This is a genomic window from Methylobacterium sp. 37f (genome assembly GCF_023093475.1).
In the GTDB taxonomy this organism is placed as follows: Bacteria; Pseudomonadota; Alphaproteobacteria; order Rhizobiales; family Beijerinckiaceae; genus Methylobacterium.
Genome location: NZ_JAGHKN010000016.1, coordinates 24,748 through 42,037, shown reverse-complemented (window position 1 = coordinate 42,037; position 17,290 = coordinate 24,748). Strand labels below are relative to the sequence as shown.

15 protein-coding genes are annotated in these 17,290 nt (G+C 71.3%); 7 read left to right on the top strand and 8 right to left on the bottom strand.

Annotation, left to right across the window (positions count from 1 at the left end; all coding sequences use genetic code 11):
* Positions 1 to 275 precede the first annotated feature (275 nt).
* Together J7U37_RS12850 and J7U37_RS12845 are read left to right on the top strand one after the other, a co-directional pair.
* Positions 276 to 1,349: a glycosyltransferase family A protein gene (locus J7U37_RS12850; protein ID WP_247636007.1), complete on the top strand. Its 1,074-nt coding sequence runs from the start codon at positions 276 to 278 to the stop codon at positions 1,347 to 1,349.
* 99 nt (positions 1,350 to 1,448) lie between these two features.
* Entirely contained in the window at positions 1,449 to 1,802 is a 354-nt protein-coding gene (locus J7U37_RS12845; RefSeq protein ID WP_247635965.1) for a hypothetical protein, read from the top strand.
* A gap of 43 nt (positions 1,803 to 1,845) precedes the next feature.
* On the opposite strand, the gene murA is transcribed toward J7U37_RS12845, so the two are convergent.
* Both murA and J7U37_RS12835 read right to left on the bottom strand, forming a co-directional pair.
* Positions 1,846 to 3,135, bottom strand: a complete 1,290-nt coding sequence (gene murA, locus J7U37_RS12840) for a UDP-N-acetylglucosamine 1-carboxyvinyltransferase (protein WP_056187622.1) — start codon at positions 3,133 to 3,135, stop codon at positions 1,846 to 1,848.
* 158 nt (positions 3,136 to 3,293) lie between these two features.
* A complete protein-coding gene (locus J7U37_RS12835) occupies positions 3,294 to 3,485 on the bottom strand; it encodes a hypothetical protein (RefSeq protein WP_056485671.1) in 192 nt (63 codons plus the stop codon).
* Positions 3,486 to 3,859: 374 nt separating this feature from the next.
* On the opposite strand from J7U37_RS12835, the gene hemA reads away from it, so the two are divergent.
* Entirely contained in the window at positions 3,860 to 5,254 is a 1,395-nt protein-coding gene (hemA, locus tag J7U37_RS12830; protein WP_156634219.1) for a 5-aminolevulinate synthase, read from the top strand.
* Between the two features lie 10 nt (positions 5,255 to 5,264).
* On the opposite strand, the gene J7U37_RS12825 is transcribed toward hemA, so the two are convergent.
* Entirely contained in the window at positions 5,265 to 5,798 is a 534-nt protein-coding gene (locus J7U37_RS12825) for a TspO/MBR family protein (RefSeq protein WP_247635964.1), read from the bottom strand.
* Between the two features lie 144 nt (positions 5,799 to 5,942).
* Between J7U37_RS12825 and J7U37_RS12820 the strand changes: the two genes are divergently transcribed.
* On the top strand, positions 5,943 to 7,124 hold the full coding sequence (locus J7U37_RS12820) for an aminotransferase class I/II-fold pyridoxal phosphate-dependent enzyme (protein WP_247635963.1): 1,182 nt from the start codon (positions 5,943 to 5,945) through the stop codon (positions 7,122 to 7,124).
* 71 nt (positions 7,125 to 7,195) lie between these two features.
* On the top strand, positions 7,196 to 7,618 hold the full coding sequence (locus tag J7U37_RS12815) for a hypothetical protein (RefSeq protein WP_056187637.1): 423 nt from the start codon (positions 7,196 to 7,198) through the stop codon (positions 7,616 to 7,618).
* A 4-nt stretch (positions 7,619 to 7,622) separates the two neighbouring features.
* Here the strand turns inward: J7U37_RS12815 and mdoH are convergent, their stop codons facing one another.
* Positions 7,623 to 9,521: a glucans biosynthesis glucosyltransferase MdoH gene (gene mdoH / locus J7U37_RS12810; protein WP_247635962.1), complete on the bottom strand. Its 1,899-nt coding sequence runs from the start codon at positions 9,519 to 9,521 to the stop codon at positions 7,623 to 7,625.
* A gap of 163 nt (positions 9,522 to 9,684) precedes the next feature.
* On the opposite strand from mdoH, the gene J7U37_RS12805 reads away from it, so the two are divergent.
* Positions 9,685 to 11,223, top strand: a complete 1,539-nt coding sequence (locus tag J7U37_RS12805; RefSeq protein WP_247636006.1) for a glucan biosynthesis protein — start codon at positions 9,685 to 9,687, stop codon at positions 11,221 to 11,223.
* A gap of 75 nt (positions 11,224 to 11,298) precedes the next feature.
* Positions 11,299 to 13,698: a Tex family protein gene (locus J7U37_RS12800; protein ID WP_247635961.1), complete on the top strand. Its 2,400-nt coding sequence runs from the start codon at positions 11,299 to 11,301 to the stop codon at positions 13,696 to 13,698.
* A gap of 112 nt (positions 13,699 to 13,810) precedes the next feature.
* On the opposite strand, the gene J7U37_RS12795 is transcribed toward J7U37_RS12800, so the two are convergent.
* The 4 genes from J7U37_RS12795 to cysT form a co-directional block, all read right to left on the bottom strand.
* The gene (locus tag J7U37_RS12795) at positions 13,811 to 14,371 is read right to left on the bottom strand and encodes a DUF4337 domain-containing protein (RefSeq protein ID WP_056187647.1); all 561 of its coding nucleotides are present in this window, start codon (positions 14,369 to 14,371) and stop codon (positions 13,811 to 13,813) included.
* A 71-nt stretch (positions 14,372 to 14,442) separates the two neighbouring features.
* On the bottom strand, positions 14,443 to 15,531 hold the full coding sequence (locus tag J7U37_RS12790) for a sulfate/molybdate ABC transporter ATP-binding protein (RefSeq protein WP_247635960.1): 1,089 nt from the start codon (positions 15,529 to 15,531) through the stop codon (positions 14,443 to 14,445).
* Positions 15,494 to 16,378 carry a sulfate ABC transporter permease subunit CysW gene (cysW, locus tag J7U37_RS12785; protein ID WP_056187653.1) on the bottom strand — a complete coding sequence of 295 codons (885 nt, stop codon included), beginning with the start codon at positions 16,376 to 16,378 and terminating at the stop codon, positions 15,494 to 15,496. Before cysW ends, J7U37_RS12790 begins: the two co-directional genes overlap by 38 nt.
* Positions 16,371 to 17,243 (bottom strand): sulfate ABC transporter permease subunit CysT, encoded by an 873-nt coding sequence (gene cysT, locus J7U37_RS12780; protein ID WP_247635959.1) that lies wholly within the window; start codon positions 17,241 to 17,243, stop codon positions 16,371 to 16,373. Before cysT ends, cysW begins: the two co-directional genes overlap by 8 nt.
* Positions 17,244 to 17,290: the final 47 nt, after the last annotated feature.

Sequence of the window (17,290 nt, the reverse complement as noted above, 5' to 3'; positions counted from 1 at the left end):
TGCGGGTTCGGCCGCTCGCGGTGTGGGAGCCGTAGGTAGCGAGGCGACCCGCCCACGGCAACTGGCGGCTCGGAACTCTGCCATTGTCCCGCTTGCCGGACCTGCTAGGGACGCGTCGCTGCCCCGGCTCCGTGTCGGTGTCGGCGAACGGAGTTTTGACCGTGTCTCTTCCCCCTCTGACCGAGGCCGCCGGCACCCCGGGTCAAGCCAAACTTTCCGGGCAAGCCGAACCTTCCGGGCAAGCCGAACCTTCCGGGCACTTCACCGGTCCCGCCCTGGTAGCGCCGGGTGCGGTCATCGCCATCCCGGTGCGCAACGAGGCCGAGCGCATCGCGGCCTGCCTGCGGGCCATCGACGCTCAGACCGGCATCCCATCGGGAAGCCTCGGCGTCGTGCTGTTTCTCAACAACTGCACCGATGCCACGGAGGCGATCGTGGCCGATCTCGTGCCGCGGATGTCGATGCCGGTCCGCGTCACCCATGTGACGTATGCGGGCGCCCATGCGGGCTGGGCGCGGCGCGAGGCGATGAACCGGGCGGCCGATTGGCTCGGGGCGGACGGCATGATCCTCTCGACCGATGCCGACAGCCGGGTTCCGCCGGACTGGGTCGCGCGCAACCGGGCCGCCCTCGACCGGGGCGCCGATGCGGTGGCGGGCCGCATCGCGCTCGATGCGGACGAGCGCGCCCTGCTGCCGCCCTCCCTGCATTGGCGCGGAGACCGGGAGGACATCTACAGCGATCTCCTCACCGAGGCCGAGGCGCGCATCGACCCCGATCCGCACGATCCCTGGCCCTGCCACCGCACCACCATCGGCGCCACCTTGAGCGTCAGCGTCGCGGCCTACCGGGCGGTGGGGGGCATGCCGGCGATCGCGCTCGGCGAGGATGGCGCCTTCGTGGCGCTGCTGCTCGCCCAGGGGCTGCATGTCCGGCACGATCCGGCCATTCTGGTCACGGTCTCGGGGCGCCTCGTGGGACGGGCGCCGGGCGGCGTCGCCGACACCATCCGGGCGCGCTGCGAGAAGCCCGACAGCCTGTGCGACGCCCGCCTCGAATCGGTGCCGCGGGCCCTGTTCCGCTACGCCTGGCGCCGCCGGCTGCGCCGGCTGCACGCGGCGGGCCGGCTCGGCACCGAGCACGGCTGGGCCAAGGCCCTGCGGATCACCGAGGCGGAGGCCGCCCGCGTCGCGGCCCATCCCCTGGCGGGCCACGCGGTGGCCGAGGCCGAGCGTACCAGCCCGCGCCTGGTCCACCGGCCCCTCGGCCCGCGGCAATTGCCCGGCCAGATCCGGCTCGCCCGGGCGGTGCTCCCGGCGGTGCGCCTGGTCACCCGGTTCCTCGGCTGACATGCCCCTTTTCCGATCACCGCAGGTCCTCAGGCGGCGTTCAGCCCGGGGTCGCTAGATCAGGGAGCAACGAGACGGCCCATCCGAGGGGATCACGCCATGACCCGCAAGACCATCCAGACGCGCAAGATCCTCCAGACGACGATCCTCGCCCTCGCCACCGCGGCGACGTTCGGCCCGGGCCTCGGGATCGTCGCGGCGCAGGCGCAATATTACGGCGACCACGATCGCCCCCATCGCTACGAGCGCCGCTACGACGAGGATCGCTACGAGCGCCGGCGCTACGACGAGGACCGTTACGACCGGCGACCGCGCGGCTACGGCGGCGAGGGCTTCGGACGCCTCTGCCTGACCCAGCGCGGCAACTGCATCACCCGCCCGCAGCCCTACGGCTCCCGCTGCGGCTGCGACATCCCCGGTTTCGGGCGCAAGCACGGCGAGATCGGCGGCTGATCCGCCCGGCTCTCCGCCCCGAGCGGGCGGCGAGCCGGTCCCGTCAGCTGCGGACGCGGGTGATCTCCGCGCCGCAGCGGGCGAGCTTGGCCTCCAGGGCCTCGAAGCCGCGGTCGAGGTGGTAGACCCGGTTGATGCTGGTCTCGCCCTCGGCCGCGAGCCCTGCGATCACGAGGGAGACCGAGGCGCGCAGATCGGTCGCCATCACGGGCGCGCCCTTCAGGCGCTCGACGCCCTCGACGATGGCCAGATCGCCCTCGAGGCGGATCTTGGCGCCGAGGCGGGCCAGCTCCTGCACGTGCATGAAGCGGTTCTCGAAGATGGTCTCGCGGATGTTCGACTGGCCCTTGGCCAGCGTCATCAGCGCCATGAACTGCGCCTGCAGGTCCGTGGGGAAGCCCGGGAACGGATCGGTGGTGATGTCGACGGCGGCGATGCCGCCACCGTTGCGGCGGATGCGGATCGTGTCGGTGCCGGAGGTGATCTCGGCGCCCGTGGTCGAGAGCACGTCGAGGGCCGAATGCAGCAGATCGGCGCGGGTGTTCTCCAGGGTGACGTCACCCCCGGTCATCGCCACCGCCATGGCGTAGGTGCCGGTCTCGATGCGGTCTGGCAACACGTCGTGGCGGGCGCCGTGCAGGCGCGAGACGCCCTCGATGGTGATGCGCGGCGTGCCGGCGCCCTCGATGCGGGCGCCCATCTTGGTGAGGCAGGCCGCCAGATCGACAACCTCGGGCTCGCGCGCGGCGTTCTCGATCAGGGTCGAGCCGTTGGCGAGCGCCGCCGCCATCAGGGCCACGTGGGTGCCGCCGACCGTGACCTTGGGGAAGTGGATCTCGCCCCCGCGCAGGCCATTCTTGGCCTTGGCGACGACGTAGCCGCCATCGACCTCGACGGTGGCGCCGAGGCGCTCCAGCGCCATCAGCAACAGGTCGACCGGGCGCGTCCCGATGGCGCAGCCGCCCGGCATCGAGACCCGCGCTTCGCCGAAGCGGGCCAGCAGCGGCGCGATCACCCAGAAGCTTGCCCGCATGGTCGAGACCAGCTCGTAGGGCGCCGTGGTGTCGATGACGTTGGAGGCGGTGAGGCGGATGGTCTGGCCGGTCTCGGTGGTCTGGCCCGGGCGCTTGCCCACCACCATGTGGTCGACGCCGTGATTGCCGAGAATGCGCAGGAGCGCGTTGATGTCGGCGAGCCGCGGCACGTTGCCGAGTTCCAGGGTCTCGCCCGTCATCAGGCTGGCGATCATCAGGGGCAAAGCGGCGTTCTTGGCACCCGAGATCGGGATCACGCCGTGCAGCGGGCGGCCGCCGATGATGTTGATGCGGTCCATCGTGTCTACAACCTTGCCTAAATCTTGCCCTCCGGGGGCGCAGGTCGCGCCTCTGATCGGAGACATCGAACGTGAAACCGGGCGGGACGCGCGCCGTCCGCGTGGAAACAGCACCGTTATAGCCAAGTTTTGTCGAAAAGGAGGTTCTGCGCGTCCGATTATGCTTCGCCGCCGGACTCGGGTGTTTCCTCGGGTCCGGAACCGAGCGAACGCCCGCGCACCTGTGCCTTCCGGCGGCGCAGGTTGTCGCGCAGGGCCGCCTTCAGGCGCTCGGCCCGTTGCTCGGCCGCGTTGCGCGGGGTCTTTTTCGTGGCGGCCTGCGTGTCGGCCTGGGATTCGTCGTCCGTCATGCGTCGCAGGGATCCGGTGGAGCGAGATCGGGCGGGGAGGGGCCTAGCGTGGTCCGCGACGCGCCGGGAGGCCCCGCGCGACCCATCGTCGCCACGTCGCTGTGTCGGCTTTGCATCCCCTGGTCGATGGATGCAAACCAGGAATGCGGATGTCGACTTGAACCAATTCCAAGTTCACCTGTATCGTCGCGACCGCGTCGGGGAAACCCGAAGTCAGGGCGAGCGTCGTCAGCAACTCCTTCATGGAGCGTGCGCCAAGCTCGCCACCGAGACCGATTGCATCAAGGGCCCCCCGCACGAGGGTCCGCGTGGAAACGATCCCGCCAGAGGCCGCGATTCCACCGCCGGCCCCTCAGCCCAAGCGTGAAGGACGGATGCCCGTGAACCGCATGCCCGCGACGATCAAGATCAGCGACACCAAGCAGGGAGCGGGCCAGCAGGGAGCGGGCCAGGGAGCGGGCTGTGAGTCCAAGCCCGCGATCACGTCTGCAATTAAGGCTGCGATCACGACGGGGTCCATCGGTCAGGGCCGGATCGACTACGAGTCGCATTTCCGCACCGCCCTCGACCGCCTGCACAGCGAGCGCCGCTACCGGGTGTTCGCCGATATCGAGCGCATCGCCGGCCGCTTCCCGACCGCGCATTGGCGCAAACCCGATGGCGGCACTTCCGAGATCACGGTCTGGTGTTCCAACGACTATCTCGGCATGGGCCAGCATCCGGACGTGGTCGGCGCCATGACCCGCACGGCCGCCCGTTGCGGCGTCGGCGCCGGCGGCACCCGCAACATCGCCGGCAACAACTCGCCGCTGGTCGACTTGGAGCGCGAGCTGGCCGACCTGCACGGCAAGGAGGCCGGCCTCGTCTTCACCTCGGGCTACGTCTCGAACCAGTCCGGCATCTCCACGATCGCCAAGCTGATCCCGAACTGCCTGATCCTGTCGGATGCCTTCAACCACAACTCGATGATCGAGGGCGTGCGCCATTCGGGCTGCGAGAAGCGGGTCTTCCGCCACAACGACCTCAAGCACCTCGAGGAACTGCTGATCGCGGCGGGCGACCGCCCGAAGCTGATCGCCTTCGAGAGCGTCTATTCCATGGACGGCGACGTCTCCGACATCGGCGCGATCTGCGATCTCGCCGACCGCTACGGCGCCATGACCTATCTCGACGAGGTCCATGCGGTCGGCCTCTACGGCCCGCGCGGCGGCGGCATCTCCGAGCGCGACGGGGTGATGCACCGGGTCGACGTGATCGAGGGCACGCTGGCCAAGGGCTTCGGCTGCGTCGGCGGCTACATCACGGGATCTGCGGTCCTGTGCGACGCGGTCCGCAGCCACGCCCCGGGCTTCATCTTCACCACCGCCCTGCCGCCCGCCATCGCGGCGGCCGCCATTGCCTCGGTGCGCTACCTGAAGCGCTCGACCGTCGAGCGCGAGGCGCACCAGCGCCAGGCTGCCCGGACCAAGACCGCCCTGGAGGCCGCCGGCCTGCCGGTGCTGCACACCGACACCCACATCGTGCCCGTGATGGTGGGCGACGCCGAGCTGTGCAAGGCGGCGGCCGATCACCTGCTGGAGCACCACGGCATCTATATCCAGCCGATCAACTACCCCACCGTGCCGCGCGGTACCGAGCGCCTGCGGATCACGCCTTCGCCCTTCCACGACGATGCCCGAATCGCCAAGCTGACGGCGGCGTTGACCGAGACCTGGGACACCCTCGACCTCCCGCGCGCCGGGACGGTGTTCGTCGAAGCGGCCGAGTAGCCGCCGCGCTTCAGTTCAGGCGCCAGATCGCGCCGGTGAGCACGGTCGCGAAGCCGACCCAGGCGGCGTAGGGCACCAGCAGCCACGCCGCGGCCCGGTCGAAGCGCCAGGACAGGCGGATCGTCCAGAGGATCATCACCCACATCGCGGCCGAGACCACCAGGGCGGCGCCCAGGGCATGTGCGGCGAAGAAGGTCGGGGTCCAGGCGGCGTTGAGGGCGAGCTGCACCGCGAAGGCGACCAGCGCCAGCCGCCACGCGCCCCGGGTCGGACCCGTGCGGGGTTTCGCCCCGAGGAGCCGGAAGGCCGAGAGCGCGATCATCCCGTAGAGGATGGTCCAGGCCACCGGGAACGCCCAGTTCGGCGGGTTGAAGGACGGCTTCGTCAGCCCGGCATACCATCCGTCGATATTCGCACCGGTGGCGGACGAGCCGAGCACGGCCGTCAGCACCACCGGCAGGATCGCCACCGCCAGCCGCCACGGCAGGGCAAGGGCGGGCTCGGTGGGAATATGGATCGGCGACGATGCGGGCGCACGGGACATGACGAACGGGATTCCTTGCCTTCGGCGGGGTTCTCGCCCTGAGATGGGGAGAACGCCTTGGAGAGAGACAGACCGCCTTGCCCGCGGTCCGTGCACCGGTCCGCGCCGGCCGGTCAACACAACCCTGACGGACGGACACGCCCCATGTCGGAACCGAACGCACCGAAGCCGCCTTCGGATGCCCCGCCCGCCTTCGCGAAGCGCAGCCTCGCCGCCCAGGCCCTGGGCCGTGTCGACCCGGTGACCCGGGCCGTGGTGGCGCCCCTGCACGTGGCCACCACCTTCCTGCGCGATCCCGACAACGGCTATCGCTCGGGCTTCTCCTACGCCCGCCCCGACAACGCCACGGTGCGGGAGGCGGAGGCCGTGCTGGCGATGCTGGAGGATGCGGCGGCCGGCGCCCTGCTGTTCGGCTCCGGCATGGCGGCGGCCACCGCCGTGTTCACCGCCCTGGAGCCCGGCGACCACGTGGTGGCGCCCCGGGTGATGTACTGGGGCCTGAAGCGCTGGCTCAACGCCGAGATGCCGCGCCGGTGCATCGCGGTCGATTTCGTCGACATGGACGATCTAACGGCCCTGGAGCGGGCGATCCGGCCCGGCGCCACGAAGCTCGTCTGGATCGAGACCCCCGGCAACCCGCTCTGGACCATCACCGACATCGCCGGGGCCGCCCGCCTCGCGCACGCGGCGGGTGCCCGGCTCGCCGTCGATTCCACCGCCGCCTCGCCGATCCACACCCGGCCGCTGACGCTCGGCGCCGACATCGTGATGCACTCGGCCACCAAGATCCTCAACGGCCATTCCGACGTGGTGGCGGGGGTGCTCGCCGGGGCGGTCGCGGACACGTTCTGGGAGCGTCTCGCCGCGATCCGCTCGGGCGGCGGTGCGATTCTCGGCCCGTTCGAGGCCTACCTGCTGATGCGCTCGCTGCGGACCCTTCCCCTGCGGGCGGCGGCGCAGGCCGCCGCGGCGGCCGAACTCGCGCGCCGGCTCCAGGCTCATCCCTGCGTCTCGCACGTGCTCTATCCCGGCCTGCCGGACGATCCCGGCCACGCGGTGGCGGCCCGGCAGATGGAGGGCGGCTTCGGCTTCATGCTGTCGATCCGGGTGCGGGACGGCGAGGGGGCGGCCATTGCGACCGCGGCGCGGGTGCGGCTGTGGAAGCGGGCGACGTCGCTCGGCGGCGTCGAGAGCCTGATCGAGCACCGGGCCTCGGTCGAGGGGCCGGATTCCCCGTGCCCACCGGATCTCCTGCGGCTGTCCACGGGGATCGAGGCGGTGGACGACCTGTTCGCCGACCTCGACGGGGCCCTCAGGAACACCTGATATTTTCGCGTGGTGCGGGGAACGGGATTCGCGCGTTGGTGCGCAGGATCATCCCGAGAGACCGCTCCACCATGCCGAAGCCTGCCCTCCTCACCGGAGCCTTCGCGCTCCTCCTCCTCGGCGCGCCCGCCCGGGCCGAGACCGGACCGCCCGAGCTGAACATCGAGAAGACCTGCCGGTCGGCAGCCTCCGCGAGCGTGAGCGACAATGCCAGCCAGGAAGGCTGCCTGCGCTCCGAGCGGGCCTCGCATGACGAGGTCAAGCGCCGCTGGAACGAGTTCACGCCCGCCGCCAAGCGGCAGTGCGAGAAGCAGTTCGAGGCCGGCGGCTTCCCGTCCTACGTCGAGATGGTCACCTGCCTCGAACTGGCCAGCGGCACCGGCCTGCCGCGACAGGCCGACGATGCCCGCGCCGGCCAGGGCACCAGCAGCGCCACGAAGGAGCCGAGCCCGGCCCAGCGCACCGACCCGATCAAGGTGCTGGAGAAGCAGTAACGCCTCAGCTCGAGGAGGCCGGAACCTCGTCCGCGAGCCAGGTCGGCTCGACCCAGCCACGACCGGCCTCGGCCGCCCCGCCTCGGCTCTGCGCCAGGGCGGTGAGCTCGGGCGCGCGGGCCGTGTCGTCCACGGTCAGGAACAGGCGCCGGGCCTGCGAGATCCGGCCAAGTCGGGCGCTGCTGGTCAGAACGCTCTGGGCCGGGCTCGACAGCAGGCCGAGGGCGACCGGCGCCATCCAGAGGGCGAGCCAGGGATCGCCGGCCCAGGCGAGGCCGGCCGTCAGCAGGGCACCCGCCACGAGGGTGTCGACCTGGAGCCGGCACGCCTCCGTCCACGGCACGCGGCGGTCGTCGCGCACCTGCGCGTCCCAGCGCACCACGCGGCCGACGAAGGTGGCGGCGACGGCGCCTGCGGCGAACAGCGTCATCACCGGCCAGAGCAGGACCCAGATCGCCTGTTCGAGGATGGCGCTCTTGAGGAGCGAGGCGGTGCCGCCGAAGGCCGCCCGCCGCTCGGCCGAGGCGAGGACGTGGCCGAGACTGAGCAGCTTCGGCACGGCCAGGATCGTGACCACCAGGGCGGCCAGCGCGTGGGCGGCAGCCCCCATTCCCGTGAGGCCGTAGCCGAGCAGGCCGAGCTCGCCGGTCCGGGACGCCTGAAGCGTGCCGAGGACGAGGAACAGCACCCAGAGCGGGCAGGCCATGTAGGACAGGATGCCGACGGCGAGGTGCCAGCGGCTGGCGGGGCGCAGGCCCGGCATGGCCGTGACGCGCAGGTGCTGCATGTTGCCCTGGCACCAGCGGCGCTCGCGCCCGAGGAGGTCGACGAGATTCGTCGGCATCTCTTCCCAGGTGCCGCCCATCTCCGGCAGCAGGCGAACCTCCCAGCCGGCCCGGCGCAGGAGCGCACCCTCGACGATGTCGTGGCACAGGATCTCGCCGCCCAGCGGCGCCTTGCCGGGCAGCACCGGCAGCTCGGCATTGTTGGCGAAGGCCGCGACCCGCACGATCGCGTTGTGGCCCCAGTAGCTCCCGTCCGGCCCCTGCCAGGTCTCCAGGCATCGGATGGAGAGCGGCGCGTAGAGCCGCACGGCGAATTGCTGGATGCGGGCGAACAGGGTGTCGCGCCCGGTGGCGTAGGACACGGTCTGGATCAGGCCGACCCGGGGGCTCTCCTCCATCAGCCGGGCGAGGCGGCGCATGGCGCTGCCGGTCATCAGGCTGTCGGCGTCGAGCACGATCATGAAGTCGTACTCGGACCCGTAGGTCTTGCAGAACTCGGCGATGTTGCCGGCCTTGCGGCCGGCATTGTCGCGGCGCCGGCGATAGCGGACCCGCGGCAGGCCGGGTCCGTTCTGGCGGGTCCAGGCCTCGATGCGGGCGAATTCGTGCTCTTCCACCGCCGCGATGGCGCCGTCCCGCGTATCGGACAGGACGAAGATGTCGATGTCGCCGCCGGTGCCCCCGGCCTGCTGCAGCGAGCGGGCCATGACCCGCAGGGCTGCGAACACCGCCACGGCGTCCTCGGCGTGGATCGCCACCACGGCGGCGGTGCGGCTCAGGCCCGAGGCCTCCGCCGGGATCGTGAGGGAGCGCCGCTCCAGGGCGGATTTCGCCCGGTCGCCGAAGGCCGTGGCGACGAGGCCGTAGACGTACTGCCAGGCCACGAAGGCCTGCCACGTCATCACGAGGGCGAACAGCCCGAGCACCGCACCGGCGAGGAGGCCGGATGGCGTCCCATAGGCGCCGAGCGCCAGGGCGGTGACAAGGGCACCGAGAGCCAGCGGCGGCAGGGCCAGCAGCAGGCGGCGGCCCAGAAAGGCGGCCGGCGCTTCCGGCCCGATTTCCACCGGCCCCGGGATTTCAGCCGCCGGGGCGTCGTGCGACAACCTGTGGGACATGGGGCGCGGGAAACTCGAAGGAGGGACACCGCGATCCACCACCGGGCACGATGCCGGCAAAGGGGAAGCGATGCGCGATGGCGAGGGTCTCGAAGGATGCGGGGACACCGAGTCCTTCTCGCGGCGGCAGGCCCTGCGAACCACGCTCGGCGTGGCCGTTGGGATGATCCTGCCTACCGCGCATGATCTGAATGCGGGCCGAACGCGCGCCGAGTCCCCGGACTCCCGATCATTTGATGCGGTGAAGGCCAAAGCGCGCGCGCTCGCGGCCAGCCCGTACCAAGCCCAGCCGGGCGATCTGCCGCCGCCGCTCGCCGGCCTGTCCTACGACGGCTACCGCGCCATCACCTTCCGGCCGGAGGCGAGCCTGCCCCTCGGCCGCCGCTTCTCGGCCCAGCTGTTCCATCGCGGCTTCCTGCAGCGCAAGCGCGTCGCCCTGTACCGGCAGCCGCGCAACGGCCCGGCCCAACCGATTCCCTACGCCTCCGACCTGTTCGACCTCGGGCCGGCCCTGAGAGGACAGAGCTTCGCCCCCGATCTCGGCTTCGCGGGCTTCCGGCTGCACTACGCCTTCGGTGCCGATCGGCCGGGGGACCAGGAGGAGGTCCTGGTCTTTCTCGGCGCCTCCTACTTCCGGCTGCGCGGGTTCGGCCAGGAATACGGGCTCTCGGCCCGGGGTGCCGCGATCCGCACCGGGGGGCCGGGCACGGAGGAATTTCCGGATTTCACGGCCTTCTGGATCTGCGAGCCGGAGACCGATGCCCGCACCCTCGAGATCTGGGCCCTGCTCGATTCGCCGAGCCTCGCCGGAGCCTACCGCTTCCGCGTGGCGCCGGGCGATCCGTCGGTGATGGACGTCGAGGCGTCGCTCCATCCCCGCACCGCCCTGGAGCATCTCGGGCTCGCCCCCCTCACCAGCATGTTCCTGCACGGAGCGAACGGGCCGGGCGCACGGGGCGCCGAGCCCTTCGACGATTTCCGTCCGCAGGTGCATGATTCCGACGGGCTCGCGGTGGTGACGCGTGGGGAGCGCTTGTGGCGGCCCCTGGTCAACGGCCGGGCCCAGCCGCAGATCTCCGCCTTCGGCGCCGATCCGCTGGAGGGTTTCGGCCTGCTCCAGCGCACGCGCGACTTTCCTGCCTATCTCGACGTCCAGGCCCGGCACGAGGCCCGGCCCGGGCTCTGGGTCACGCCCGGAGCGGGATTCGGCGCCGGTGCGGTCCGCCTGTTCGAGATCCCGTCCCGCGAGGAGTACATGGACAACATCGTGGCCGCCTTCGTGCCCGGCGCGCCCGTGCCGGCCGGGACCGAGCGCGCCGTGTCCTACCGCCTCACGACGGTGGGGGCCGAGCCGGCGAGCGTCGTGCCCGGCACCCTCGGCCGCGTGGTCTCGACCCGGGTGGGCTCGGCCGAGCGCCTGCGCCCGACCACCCCGCCGAGCCCGGGCCGGCGCCTCTACGTCGTGGATTTCGAAGGGCCGGGCCTGCCGGCCGACCGGGGCGCGACACCGACCGCGGACGTCTCCGCCAGCGCCGGCACGATGGTCGATCCCGTGGTGGAGTTCGTGCCCCAGACCGGCGGCTGGCGGCTCTACGTGGAGTGGCGCCCACCGACGCCGCTGCCGCCGGGCGACGCGATCCTGCGCGCCCGCCTCGTCCAGGACGGCCGGGCCGTGACCGAGACCTGGGACATGCCGGCCTGAACCGGCGGAGGGGTGGCGGGTTTGACCGGTCCGCACGCAGCCCTGTAGACACCCGGCCCCACCCGGAGATGCCTCATGGCCGCCATCAACACGAGTCTCGCCGCCGAACTCGGCGTCGCGGAATGGCAGGTGAAGGCCGCCGTCGACCTGCTCGACGGCGGCGCGACGGTGCCGTTCATCGCGCGCTACCGCAAGGAGGTCACCGGCACCCTCGACGACACCCAGCTGCGCAATCTGGAGGAGCGTCTCGGCTACCTGCGCGATCTCGAAGCGCGCCGGGCGGCGGTGCTGGAGGCGATCGATGCCCAGGGCAAGCTCGAGGCCGGGCTGAAGGCGCGGATCCTGGCCGCCGACACCAAGGCCCGTCTGGAAGACCTCTACCTGCCGTTCAAGGTCAAGCGCCGGACGAAGGCGCAGCTCGCCCGCGAGGCCGGGCTCGAACCCCTCGCCGACGCCGTGCTGGCCCGGCCCGACCTGTCTCCCGAGGCGGCGGCCCGGACCTACGTGGACGCGGCCAAGGGCGTGGCCGATGCCGAGGCCGCGCTGGAGGGGGCGCGTGCCATCCTGATCGAGCGCTTCAGCGAGGACCCGGAACTGGTCGGGAGTCTGCGCGAGACCGGCTGGCTGCGCGGCCGGATGGTCGCCACGGTGAAGGCCGGCCAAGCGGCATCGGGCGAGAAATTCTCGGATTATTTCGACTTCTCGGAAGCCCTCGTGAAGCTGCCCTCGCATCGCATCCTCGCCCTGTTCCGGGGAGAGAAGGAAGAGGTGCTCGACCTCGCCATCGCGGATGCGGTCGGCGACACGCCGGCCAAGGGCCAGCCCGGATCGCAGGAACTGCGCATCGCGAAAGCCTTCGGCATCCGCGACCAGGGGCGGCCGGGCGACGCCTTCCTGATGGAGACGGTGCGGCGGGCCTGGCGCACCCGCCTGAAGCCCGCCACCGATACGGACCTGCGCGCCCGGCTCTGGGCCGTGGCCGAGGCCGGCGCCGTCTCGGTGTTCGCCGGCAACTTGCGCGACCTCCTGCTCGCGGCGCCCGCCGGGGCGCGCCCGACCCTCGGGCTCGATCCGGGTTTCCGCACCGGCGTGAAGGTCGCGGTGGTCGACGCCACCGGCAAGGTGGTGGCCACCGACACCATCTACCCGCACGAGCCGCGCCGCGACTGGAACGGCGCGCTGGTCGCCCTGGCCAAGCTCTGCCGGGCTCACAAGGTCGAGCTCGTCGCCATCGGCAACGGCACCGCCTCGCGCGAGACCGACAGGCTCGCCGCCGAACTCATCGCCAAGCAGCCGGACCTGACGCTCACCAAGGTGATGGTCTCGGAGGCCGGCGCCTCGGTCTACTCGGCCTCCGCCTATGCCAGCGCGGAACTGCCCGAGCTCGACGTCTCGATCCGCGGCGCGGTCTCCATCGCCCGGCGCCTGCAGGACCCGCTGGCCGAACTCGTCAAGATCGAGCCGAAGGCGATCGGCGTCGGCCAGTACCAGCACGATCTGGCCGAGGGGAAGCTGGCGCGCTCCCTCGACGCGGTGGTGGAGGATTGCGTGAACGGCGTCGGCGTCGACGTGAACACCGCGTCGGCGCCGCTCCTGGCCCGGGTCTCGGGCCTGACCGCGCGGGTCGCCTCCAACATCATCGTGCACCGGGATGCCAACGGCCCGTTCCGCAGCCGCGTCAGCCTGAAGAAGGTGGCGGGGCTCGGCCTCAAGGCCTACGAACTCGCCGCCGGCTTCCTGCGCATCCGCGACGGGAGCGACCCCCTCGACGCCTCGGGCGTCCACCCGGAGGCCTATCCGGTGGTGCGCCGCATCCTCACCGCCACCGGCCAGCCGATCCAGGCGCTGATCGGCAATGCGGGCGCCCTGCGCAGCCTGGACCCCCAACAATTCACCGACGCGACCTTCGGCCTGCCCACGGTCACCGACATCCTGTCGGAGCTGGAGAAGCCGGGCCGCGACCCGCGCCCGGCCTTCCGCACCGCGACCTTCCAGGAGGGCGTGGAAAAGATCTCCGACCTGAAGCCCGGCATGCGGCTGGAGGGCGTGGTCACCAACGTGGCGGCCTTCGGCGCTTTCGTGGATGTCGGCGTGCACCAGGACGGCCTGGTCCACATCTCGATGCTGGCCGACCGCTTCGTGAAGGACCCGCGCGACGTGGTGAAGCCCGGCGACGTCGTGCAGGTGCGGGTGGTCGAGGTCGATCCCAACCGCAAGCGCATCGCCCTCACCATGCGCTCGGACGAGCCCGGCGCGCCGCGCCGTGACGGGCGGGAGGCCGCCCCCGCGCGGGGACCGTCCTCGGCACCGCGGCCGTCCTCCGCACCGAGGCCGTCTTCGACGCCGAAGCCGGCGGCGACCCCCAAACCCGGCGGCGCTCCTGTGGAGCCCGGTGGCGCCCTTGTCGAGCCCGGCGGCGCCCTGGCCGAGGCCCTGCGCCGGGCCGCTCTGGCGAAGGGGATGCCGAAGCACTGAGCGGCCGGCAGCGCTGAACGGTCGACGGGAGGCCTGCCTCCCGCCAGTCGCTCTTAAAAGTCCTCCGTTTGTCGTGTCGGGATAACCGGTTTCCACTGATCCCTGACAAACTCTAGTGGAAGAACGGCAGCGCGTGCGGCGCGTAGAGGCCGAAACCCAGGAGGGCCAGGCCCGCGATGCCGAGGACCCCGCCACCGACAACCAGGGCGAAGATGCCGGTGATGACCTCGGCCGAGGCGAGCACGATGCCGATCTGGAAGGCGGCCGAGGCGAACTCGTAATGGTGGTAGCGGTGGAGGGCGAGGTCGCGCACCTCCTGCGAGTGCCGCGCCTTCTCGGCCAGCTCCTTGCGGCCCTCGCCGGTGGCGGGTTCGCTGTCCCAGCGGGCCAGGGTCTTGGCCCACTCGGCGCGCTTGGCCTTCACCGCCTCGGAATTCGCGACGTCCGGCGGCAGCAGCGCCAGGGTCTCGTCGGCGGTCTTGAGGACGGTGCCCCGGATGGTGCGGGCCTGGAAATAAGCCCATTGGTTGGAGGCCTCGACGTTGGCCCCGAGGGCGTCGGTCTGGGCGCCCTTCGCCAGGGTCTCGGCAAGCGCCAGGAACAGCGCCAGCACCGAGATCAGCAGCGCCACGCGCTTGTTCGAACTTCCCCCCGCCCCGTGACCACCCGACATGCCGACCCCGCTGAGATTTGGACGGCGGCAGTCACACCCGATCGCGTCCGCGGGCGCAAGGCGATTTTTCGTCAGTTCGGAAACACGTGGCCGCCGATGATCCGCAGGCCCACGGGGCTTCCGGCCGCGAAGCGGTTGGTGTCGGCGGCCTCCACCACCACGGTCTTGCCCTCGGGCCGGTCGACCTCGATGCGCTGGCGCCCCTGCGTCCGGTAGGACGAGCGCACGACGCCTTCGAGATGGACCTGATCGCCCTCGGCGAACTGGAGCTGCCAAGGCCGGGCGTAGAGCTTGATCGGACCGACCAGGCCCTCGGGCGCCCTGACCGGGGTGAGGCGGCCGTTGACCCGGACCTCGCCTCCTTGCGCGATTGCCTCGACCTCGATGGTGTCGCCGAGAAACTTCAGCACCGTGGCGGAGACCGGGGCCTCCTGCACCTCGTCGGGGGTGCCGACCTGCTCGAGGCGGCCTTTGTCGAGCACGGCGACGCGGTCGGATAGCTCCAGGGCCTCGTCCTGGTCGTGGGTGACGAAGATCGTGGTCTGGCCGGTGCGGTCGTGGATCTCGCGCAGCCAGCGGCGCAGGTCCTTTCGGACCTGGGCGTCGAGGGCGCCGAACGGCTCGTCGAGGAGAAGCACGCGCGGCTCCACCGCGAGCGCCCGGGCCAGCGCGATGCGCTGGCGCTGGCCGCCCGAGAGCTGGCTCGGATAGCGGTCGGCGAAGCCGGACAGCTTGATCAGGTCGAGCAGGTCGCCGACCCGGCGCTTGATCTCGGCCTTGGCCGGGCGCTCGGACCGCTTCCGGGCATTGAGGCCGTAGGCGATGTTCTCGGCGACGCTCATGTGCTTGAACAGGGCGTAGTGCTGGAACACGAAGCCCACCGCGCGCTGCTGCACGGGCAACCGCGTCGCGTCCTCGGCCCCGAAGACGATGCGGCCCGCATCGGGAAAGTCGAGGCCGGCGATGATGCGCAGCAGCGTGGTCTTGCCCGAGCCCGAGGGGCCGAGCAGGGCCAGCAGCTCGCCTGCCCGCACGTCCAGGGAGAAGTCGTGCAGCACCGCGGCCGTGTCGAAGGTCTTCGACAGCGCCTCGACCCGGATGGCGGTGGAGCCGCCCGCCCGCTCAGTGCCCACGGGCGCCCGCGGCGATCTCGTCGGCATAGCGCCATTCGAGGACGGATTTGACGCAGAGGGTGACGAGGGCGAGGCCGGCCAGGAGGGAGGCGACGGCGAAAGCGGCAACGAAGTTGTACTCATTGTAGAGGATCTCCACGTGGAGCGGCAGCGTGTTGGTGAGGCCCCGGATGTGGCCGGAGACCACCGAGACCGCACCGAACTCGCCCATCGCGCGGGCATTGCAGAGGAGCACGCTGTAGAGGAGGCCCCAGCGGATGTTGGGCAGCGTCACCGTCCGGAAGGCGTGCCAGCCGGAGGCTCCGAGGGTCAGGGCCGCTTCCTCCTCCGCCGTGCCCTGTTCCTGCATCAGGGGGATGAGCTGGCGGGCGACGAACGGGAAGGTGACGAAGATGGTCGCCAGCACGATGCCGGGCACCGCGAAGATGATCTGGATGTCGTGATCGAGCAGCCAGGGGCCGAGCAGCCCCTGCGCCCCGAAGACCAGCACGTAGATCAGGCCCGAGACCACGGGCGAGACCGAGAACGGCAGGTCGATCAGGGTCACCAGCAGGTTCTTGCCCCAGAACTCGAACTTGGCGATGGCCCAGGAGGCCATAATCCCGAAGACCAGGTTGAACGGCACCGCGATGGCGGCGGTCAGCAGGGTCAGCCGGATTGCCGCGTGGGCGTCGGCCTCGGTGAAGGCGGCCAGATACGCCTCAATCCCCTTGGCGAAGGCCTGGGCGAACACGGTGAGGAGCGGCAGCACCAGGAACAGGGCCAGGAACAGGATCGCGACGGCGATCAGCAGCCAGCGGATCCAGCGGCCCTCGGTGACGACGCTGGCCGGACGCGCCTCGGCCAGGGCGACGGGGGCGAAGGTCTCAGACATAGCCGAATCTCCGCCGGCTCCAGGCCTGGATCAGGTTGATGGCGAGCAGGGTGAGGAACGAGATGCCGAGCATGAGGGTGGCGATGGCGCAGGCGCCGCCGTAATCGTACTCGGACAGCTTGATGACGATGAGGAGGGGCGCGATCTCGGAGACGTAGGGCAGGTTCCCGGCGATGAAGATGATCGAGCCGTACTCGCCGACGCCGCGCGCGAAGGCGAGGGCGAATCCGGTGAGCACCGCCGGGATCAGCGGCGGCAGCACCACCCGCACCAGGGTGTGAACGCGGCCCGCCCCGAGGGTGGCGGAGGCCTCCTCGATCTCCTTGTCGATCTCGGCGATCAGGGGCTGCACCGTGCGCACCGCGAAGGGCAGGCCGATGAACACCATGGCGATGTAGATGCCGACCGGCGTGTAGGCGGCCTCGATCCCGATCCGGGCGAGCTGCGCTCCGACGAGGCCGTTGGGCGCATAGAGGGCGGCCAGGGCGATGCCGGCGACGGCGGTCGGCAGCGCGAAGGGCAGGTCCACCACCGCGTCCACGATCTTGCGGCCCGGAAAGCGATAGCGCGTCAGCACCCAGGCGATGAGGAAGCCGAACACCGAGGCGGTGAGAGCGGCCAGCAGCGAGACGCCGAAGCTGACGCGCAGCGCGCTGGCGACACGCGGGTCGGTGGCGACCTCCCAGATTCCCGAAAGCCCGAGCCCCGAGGCGCGCGTCACCAGGGCCGCCAACGGCAGCAGCACGATCAGGCCGAGGCAGGTCAGGGTGTAGCCGAAGGCGAGCCCGAAACCGGGGATCACGCTCGGGCGGAGGAAGCGCCGCTTCGCCCGGGTGGGCGGGTTGGCGCGCGGAGGCTGGGCCATGGCGGTGTCCTGCTCAAGTCTCGGGCTCCGCCCGGGCGGGGGCGGGG

Excerpts from the sequence above, each read along its gene's own strand:
- J7U37_RS12845 (WP_247635965.1), top strand. The coding sequence starts at position 1,449 with ATGACCCGCAAGACCATCCAGACGCGCAAGATCCTCCAGACGACGATC.
- murA (WP_056187622.1), bottom strand. The coding sequence starts at position 3,135 with ATGGACCGCATCAACATCATCGGCGGCCGCCCGCTGCACGGCGTGATC.
- J7U37_RS12835 (WP_056485671.1), bottom strand. The coding sequence starts at position 3,485 with ATGACGGACGACGAATCCCAGGCCGACACGCAGGCCGCCACGAAAAAG.
- hemA (WP_156634219.1), top strand. The coding sequence starts at position 3,860 with ATGCCCGTGAACCGCATGCCCGCGACGATCAAGATCAGCGACACCAAG.
- J7U37_RS12825 (WP_247635964.1), bottom strand. The coding sequence starts at position 5,798 with ATGTCCCGTGCGCCCGCATCGTCGCCGATCCATATTCCCACCGAGCCC.
- J7U37_RS12820 (WP_247635963.1), top strand. The coding sequence starts at position 5,943 with ATGTCGGAACCGAACGCACCGAAGCCGCCTTCGGATGCCCCGCCCGCC.
- J7U37_RS12815 (WP_056187637.1), top strand. The coding sequence starts at position 7,196 with ATGCCGAAGCCTGCCCTCCTCACCGGAGCCTTCGCGCTCCTCCTCCTC.
- mdoH (WP_247635962.1), bottom strand. The coding sequence starts at position 9,521 with ATGTCCCACAGGTTGTCGCACGACGCCCCGGCGGCTGAAATCCCGGGG.
- J7U37_RS12805 (WP_247636006.1), top strand. The coding sequence starts at position 9,685 with ATGATCCTGCCTACCGCGCATGATCTGAATGCGGGCCGAACGCGCGCC.
- J7U37_RS12800 (WP_247635961.1), top strand. The coding sequence starts at position 11,299 with ATGGCCGCCATCAACACGAGTCTCGCCGCCGAACTCGGCGTCGCGGAA.
- J7U37_RS12795 (WP_056187647.1), bottom strand. The coding sequence starts at position 14,371 with ATGTCGGGTGGTCACGGGGCGGGGGGAAGTTCGAACAAGCGCGTGGCG.
- J7U37_RS12790 (WP_247635960.1), bottom strand. The coding sequence starts at position 15,531 with ATGCCGACGAGATCGCCGCGGGCGCCCGTGGGCACTGAGCGGGCGGGC.
- cysW (WP_056187653.1), bottom strand. The coding sequence starts at position 16,378 with ATGTCTGAGACCTTCGCCCCCGTCGCCCTGGCCGAGGCGCGTCCGGCC.
- cysT (WP_247635959.1), bottom strand. The coding sequence starts at position 17,243 with ATGGCCCAGCCTCCGCGCGCCAACCCGCCCACCCGGGCGAAGCGGCGC.